At 66.4% G+C, this 5,904-nt stretch carries 5 protein-coding genes; 4 read left to right on the plus strand and 1 reads right to left on the minus strand.

Features of this window, described 5'->3' with window-relative positions:
* Nucleotides 1-249 precede the first annotated feature (249 nt).
* Nucleotides 250-1,293, minus strand: coding sequence for an oxidoreductase (locus tag ABE423_RS20395; RefSeq protein WP_293794433.1), 1,044 nt, complete (start codon nt 1,291-1,293; stop codon nt 250-252).
* Between the two features lie 171 nt (nt 1,294-1,464).
* Here ABE423_RS20395 and ABE423_RS20400 point away from each other — a divergent pair, with 171 nt between their 5' ends.
* The 4 genes from ABE423_RS20400 to ABE423_RS20415 all read left to right on the plus strand — a co-directional run bounded on the left by ABE423_RS20400 (nt 1,465) and on the right by ABE423_RS20415 (nt 5,851).
* Nucleotides 1,465-1,848, plus strand: a complete 384-nt coding sequence (locus ABE423_RS20400) for a BON domain-containing protein (RefSeq protein ID WP_006470382.1) — start codon at nt 1,465-1,467, stop codon at nt 1,846-1,848.
* Between the two features lie 232 nt (nt 1,849-2,080).
* A complete protein-coding gene (locus tag ABE423_RS20405) occupies nt 2,081-3,898 on the plus strand; it encodes an ATP-binding protein (protein ID WP_032130516.1) in 1,818 nt (605 codons plus the stop codon).
* The gene (locus tag ABE423_RS20410) at nt 3,895-4,335 is read left to right on the plus strand and encodes a response regulator (protein ID WP_005411057.1); all 441 of its coding nucleotides are present in this window, start codon (nt 3,895-3,897) and stop codon (nt 4,333-4,335) included. The genes ABE423_RS20405 and ABE423_RS20410 overlap by 4 nt, the downstream gene beginning before the upstream one ends.
* Before the next feature lie 4 nt (nt 4,336-4,339).
* On the plus strand, nt 4,340-5,851 hold the full coding sequence (locus ABE423_RS20415; RefSeq protein ID WP_346487324.1) for an ATP-binding protein: 1,512 nt from the start codon (nt 4,340-4,342) through the stop codon (nt 5,849-5,851).
* The last annotated feature ends 53 nt before the right edge of the window (nt 5,852-5,904 follow it).

A 5,904-nucleotide genomic window follows, 5' to 3' on the forward strand; every position in this document is an offset into this window, starting at 1 on the left:
CCATCAATAATCTGTCTCCCGGGGGGGTGGGGTGGAGCCTGTCGGGGTCGCCGAGGGCCCCCGACCCCATGAAGCCAGTCGAGCATGGCTCGACTCTACAAAAGCCGTCTCCGATGGTTTCCACGTCGATGTGTCGACCAAGGTCGACACCTACCGTCGGACCCACCCCGCCATCCACGGAATGCCCGCTTTTGACGTTGACGTTGACGTTGCCGTTGATTCGGCAGGTGCAGGGCGCAGCCCTGCCGATCACCCCAACGCGATTCGCCGCCCTTCGCGCGCGCTGTCCATGCCGGCCTGCAGCAACCGCATCAGCTGCAGTGCCTGCACCGCACTGACCGTCGGCTCGCCATCGCCGTGCATCGCCGCCGCGAACTGCGAATACAGCCGCCGGTAGTCGCCCGGCAGGTTGTCCACGGTACTGCGCTGCACATTGTCCTCAGCATCGCAGCGCACCAGCTCGCCGTGCCGTGGGTCGATGCCCCAGCCTGGCGCTCCTGGCGCAACACCGCGCCGCAGCTGTGCCTCCTGCACGTCCAGCCCATGCTTGATCCAGCTGCCACGACTGCCATGCACACTGAAGTGCGGCGTGGGGGCCGCCACCAGCGAACCGGCATGCACGATCGCGCGATGCCTCGGGTAGTGCAGTACCGCGTGGAAGTAATCGATGCCGCTGCCACCTTCGCGTTGCACGGCCAGATCGGCATCGATGGCCTCGGGCCAGCCGAACAGCACCAGCATCTGGTCCAGCAGGTGCGGTCCGAGGTCGTACCACAGGCCGCTGCCCGGTCCGTCCTGCTCGCGCCAGCGGTCGCGCACCTGCGGCCGGTAGCGGTCGAAGTGCGCATGGCACTCGGCCACGTCACCGAGCGCGCCTTCGGCCAGCAGCGCCTGCAGGGTGAGGAAGTCGGCATCGAAGCGCCGGTTCTGGAACACGGTCGCGATGCGTCCGGCATCACGTGCCGCAGCCAGCACCGCTTCGGCTTCAGCGACATCCAGCGCGAACGGCTTGTCGACCAGCACATGCTTGCCCGCAGCCAACGCCGCGATCGCCAGCGGTGCGTGTTGTGCGTTCGGAGTGGCGATCACCACCGCGTCCACCGCCGGGTCGTCGAACACCTCCTGCGGCGTGGCGCGCACGTGCACGTCGCTGAACGCGCGCAGCAACGTGTCGCGCTGCGAACTGACGATGCTGTGCAGCACCAGCCCGGGCGTGTGCTGGATCAGCGGCGCATGGAAGACGCGGCCGGCGAGGCCGTAGCCGATCAGGGCCAGTTGCAGGTCGGGGCGCATGAGACGGCTCCGGCAATGGGGAAGGGCAGGGTAAACGACACCTGCGTACAGGCCAAAACTGAACCGTTGCCGTTGGAATCGCCTCGATTCACAGCGGCATGACCGCAACGCCACGCCTGCTCTACGGCGGCTTGTCCAGACTGGCAGCACATCCCGAAGGAGTACGACACGATGAGCAATACCACCCGCACGCTGATTGCTTCCGCCCTGACCCTGGGCCTGGCGCTGTCCTCCTCGGCTGCATTCGCCAAGGACCCGGCCGCGAAGAGCCCGCCGACCAGCACCCATCCGGCAACCCATGCTGATCGCCATGACTCCAACGAGCCGGTGACCGATACCTGGATCACCACCAAGGTGAAGGCCGATCTGCTGGCCAGCAGCAACGTTCCGGGCACTGAAATCAAGGTGGAAACCGTGAACGGCGTGGTCAGCCTGAGTGGTGCCGTGGCCACCCAGGCCGAGAAGGACAAGGCGGTCACCACCGCCAAGGGCATCAAGGGCGTGACCCGCGTCGATGCCGCTGCATTGAAGGTCAGCGCTGCTGCCAAGCGCTGACCCCGGAGGGGGCCCCGCTTGGGGCGCCCGCTGCCTGGGTAGAGTCGAGCTTGCTCGACTGCCCTTTGGGTTGCAGCCGAGCGTGGGCTCGGCTCTACAGCACCGGATTCCGAACCCGTTCAGCCAACCAGGCTGGAAACTCCAGAGTTGTGACCGCCTGCGCTATATTGCCCGTTCCGCCGCAGCCGGGCCGGTATCGGCCTACGCTCCGCGGCTGTGCTGACGAGGAACTATGGCGCTGGTTTTCAGTGATGACATCTGGGACCGTTGGCGGTTGCCAGCCTTGGCGCTGGCTGCTGCCGCGATCATCGTGGTGCCGTGGTTGACCCTGCGCCAACTGCAGCAGGACAGCGAAGATGCGATGGCCTGGGTCAATCATACCCAGGCCGTGGGTGTGGCCCTGCAGCAGCTGCAGGCCGATGTACGCGATGTCGAATCGGCTGCGCTGACCCTGTCCAAGGGTGTGGATGCGCCTGGCCTGCGCGAGCGCATGGCCAAAGCCAATGACCTTCCCGGTCGCCTGGCTGAACTGGGCCGGATGACCCGCGACAATCCTGAGCAGCTGATCCGCATCGGCCGTATCGAGTCGATGCTGGAAGGGCGCATGGCGCTTGCCCGCGAACTGGCAAAGTCCGAACCCAACAGTGATCAGCGCGAGCTGGTGCAGGACCTGAGCACGCGCTATCCGATCCGTGGCCTGGTGGAGGAACTGCAGGCGAGCGAGCAGAAGCTGCTGACACAGCGCGCCGAGCAGGCCGCACGCCAGCGCAAGCAGACCGAGCTGGTGTCGTGGAGTTCGCTGGTGATCCAGCTGGCGCTGCTTGGCCTGGTGCTGTGGCTGCTGCAGCGGCAGATCGGTCGCCGCCTGCATGCCGAACGACAGTCGCTGCGTTCGGCCGCGCGTGCAGCCTCGGTGCTGCAGACCGTGCGTGAGCCGATCGTGCTGCTCGACCGCGACCTGCGTGTGCAGCTGCACAACCCTGCCTTCGCCGAGCTGTACGGGCTGCAGGATGAACGCGCCGATGGCCTGTTGCTGGACACTGTCGGCGACGGTGCATGGAAAGACCCGGTGATGCGCCAGCGACTGTCCGATGTGCTGTTGCGCGGCCGCGAACTGTGGGACTTCGAGCATGAACAGCGCGCCGCCGATGGCATGGTGCGCTACATGCTGCTCAACGCGCGGCGCATGCCGCTGCCGGACACCGACGACGAAGTGGTGTTGCTCACGGTCAGCGACGTCACCGTGCAGCGTGCCGTGCAGCTGCGGGTGGAGGAACTGAACCGCCAGCTGGAAGGCAAGGTTGCGCAGGTGTCCGAGGTCAACAGGGAACTGGAAGCCTTCAGCTACTCGGTGTCGCACGACCTGCGTGCACCACTGCGCCACGTGGCCGGTTTCTCCGACAAGCTGTCGCGCCATCTGGGCGACGCCGCCGATGACAAGAGCCGCCATTACCTGGAGGTGATCTCCAGTTCGGCGCGGCGCATGGCGGCACTGATCGACGACCTGCTGGTCTACTCGCGGCTGGGCCGTGCGGCAATGCGCCAGCAGGCGGTGGACATGCAGTCGCTGGTGGCCGATACGCGCGCAATGCTCGATTCCAACCTGCAGGCCGAAGCCGAGAACAGCGGCCATGCGCACCACGTGGAGTGGAGCATCGCGCCGCTGCCGATCGTGGTGGGCGATGAGAACATGATCCGCCAGGTCTGGCTGAACCTGCTCGGCAACGCGGTGAAGTACTCGGGCAACCGCGAACCAGCGAAGATCCGCGTGGACTACCAGCCGCAGCCTGACGGCGGTCATCAGTTCACGGTCAGCGACAATGGTGCAGGCTTTGACATGGCCTACGCCGGCAAGCTGTTTGGTGTCTTCCAGCGCCTGCACAAGGCCAGCGACTACCCGGGTACCGGCATTGGCCTGGCCAGCGTGCGCCGCGTGCTCACCCGTCATGGCGGCCGTATCTGGGCCGAGGCCGAACCAGACGTCGGCGCCACCTTCCACTTCTACCTGCCTCCCGCGATCGATGCGGACAAACAAGGGCCTTCTGCATGACCACTCTGCGCACCATTCTTCTCGCCGAAGACAGCCCGGCTGATGCCGAAATGGCGATCGACGCCCTGGAAGAGGCGCGTCTGGCCAACCCCATCGTGCACGTCGAGGATGGCGTGGAAGTGATGGACTACCTGTTGCGCCGTGGTGCCTTCGCCAACCGCGAGGAAGGCCTGCCGGCGGTGCTGCTGCTGGACATCAAGATGCCGCGCATGGATGGCCTGGAGGTGCTGCGGCAGATCCGCGAGCACGAAGAGCTCAAGCGCCTGCCGGTGGTGATCCTGTCGTCCTCGCGCGAGGAAAGCGACCTGGCCCGCAGCTGGGACATGGGCGTGAACGCCTATGTGGTCAAGCCGGTGGACGTGGACCAGTTCTTCGGCGCGGTGCAGACCCTGGGCAAGTTCTGGGCGTTGATCAACCAGGCACCGGAACTCGAGTGAGCCCATGCCCCTGACCGGTCCCGCCCTGGGGGCGCTGCGCATCCTGCTGGTGGAGGACTCACCGGAAGATGCCGAGCTGATGTCCGAACAGATGCTCGACGCGGGCCTGGAGGCCCGTTTCGAGCGCGTCGAAAGCGAGGCCGAACTGCGCCAGGCACTGGTCGCGTTCCAGCCGGACATCGTGCTGTCCGACCTGAGCATGCCGGGGTTCTCCGGTGATGACGCGCTGCGCATCGTGCGCGAGACCTCACCGGAAGTGCCCTTCATCTTCGTCTCCGGCACCATGGGTGAGGAGAATGCGGTGGCGGCGCTGCAGAAGGGCGCCAACGATTACATCATCAAGCACCTGCCGGCGCGCCTGCCGTCGGCGGTGGCGCGTGCGATCCGCGATGCACGCAGCGCGATCGAGCGCGCACGGGTGGAAACCGAGCTGATGCGCGCACAGCGCCTGGAAAGCCTGTCGCTGCTCGCAGCCGGGCTCAGCCACGACCTGCGCAACATCCTGCAGCCGTTGCTGATCATGCCGGACCTGCTGAAGGCGCGTACCGACGATCCGCAGCTGCACCACCTGGCCGATGTCATCGCCGAGTGCGGCCGCCGTGGCCATGAGATGGCCGAATCGATGCTGTCGTTCGTGCGCGGTTCGCGCAAGCCGAGCGAGCGCATCGAGATCGATGGCCTGTTCGATGCGGTGGCGCTGCTGTTGCGCAGCAACGTGCCCGATGCGGTGCGCCTGGAGTTGCAGGTGCAGGACGAAGGCCTGGTGGTCGACGCCAACTACACCGAACTGCAGCAGGTGATGCTGAACCTGGCGCTCAACGCGATCCAGGCGATGCCCAACGGCGGGCGCCTGAGCCTGACTGCCAGCCATGCCGGCGAGCGCGATGGCGTGGACTGGATGCAGATCTGCGTGGCCGATGAAGGCATCGGCATGGATGCGGACACGCTGTCGCACCTGTTCAATCCGTTCTTCACCACCAAGGCCGATGGCACCGGCCTGGGGCTGATTTCCTGCAAGCGCATCGTTGAAGGCGCCGGTGGCAGCATCCACGTCAACAGCCAGCCGGGGCAGGGCACCTGCTTCGAGCTGCGCCTGCCGATGCATGAGGCCATCGATGGCAGCGAGCCGATCGAGCAGCTGGTGGCGCTGGGCAGTGGCCAGTCGATCCTGGTGGTTGACGGCGAAGCCACGCGCCTGTCGCTGCTCGGCAACGCGCTGTCCAGCCAGGGTTACCAGTTGCAGCTGGCCTCCGATGGCCCGGCGGCGCTGCGCTGGATGCAGCAGGAGGCGTTGCCGGCACTGGTGATCGCCGATGCCGGTTCCAAGCTGCTGCCGGCCAGCCAGCTGCTGGGCGAGATGGCTGTACTGGGCTATCGCGGCCCGGCGCTGGTGCTGGAAGACGCAACGGTGGATGTATCGGCCGATGCATTCCCCGCTGGCGTGGAAGTGCACGTGCTGCGTAAGCCGCTGCAGATGCAGCAGGTGTTCCGCGCGGTGGCCGAAGCGCTGGGCTGATGCCGCGGTAGTGCCGGCCGCTGGCCGGCATCGCCGTGCGATGGGATCACTGC

The sequence above is a fragment of the Stenotrophomonas sp. TWI1409 genome, from assembly GCF_039673015.1.
Taxonomy (GTDB): Bacteria; Pseudomonadota; Gammaproteobacteria; order Xanthomonadales; family Xanthomonadaceae; genus Stenotrophomonas; species Stenotrophomonas maltophilia_A.

What these genes read in the sequence shown, in the direction of transcription:
- ABE423_RS20405 (WP_032130516.1), top strand. Translation starts at nt 2,081, where the DNA reads ATGGCGCTGGTTTTCAGTGATGACATCTGGGACCGTTGGCGGTTGCCA.
- ABE423_RS20395 (WP_293794433.1), bottom strand. Translation starts at nt 1,293, where the DNA reads ATGCGCCCCGACCTGCAACTGGCCCTGATCGGCTACGGCCTCGCCGGC.
- ABE423_RS20415 (WP_346487324.1), top strand. Translation starts at nt 4,340, where the DNA reads ATGCCCCTGACCGGTCCCGCCCTGGGGGCGCTGCGCATCCTGCTGGTG.
- ABE423_RS20400 (WP_006470382.1), top strand. Translation starts at nt 1,465, where the DNA reads ATGAGCAATACCACCCGCACGCTGATTGCTTCCGCCCTGACCCTGGGC.
- ABE423_RS20410 (WP_005411057.1), top strand. Translation starts at nt 3,895, where the DNA reads ATGACCACTCTGCGCACCATTCTTCTCGCCGAAGACAGCCCGGCTGAT.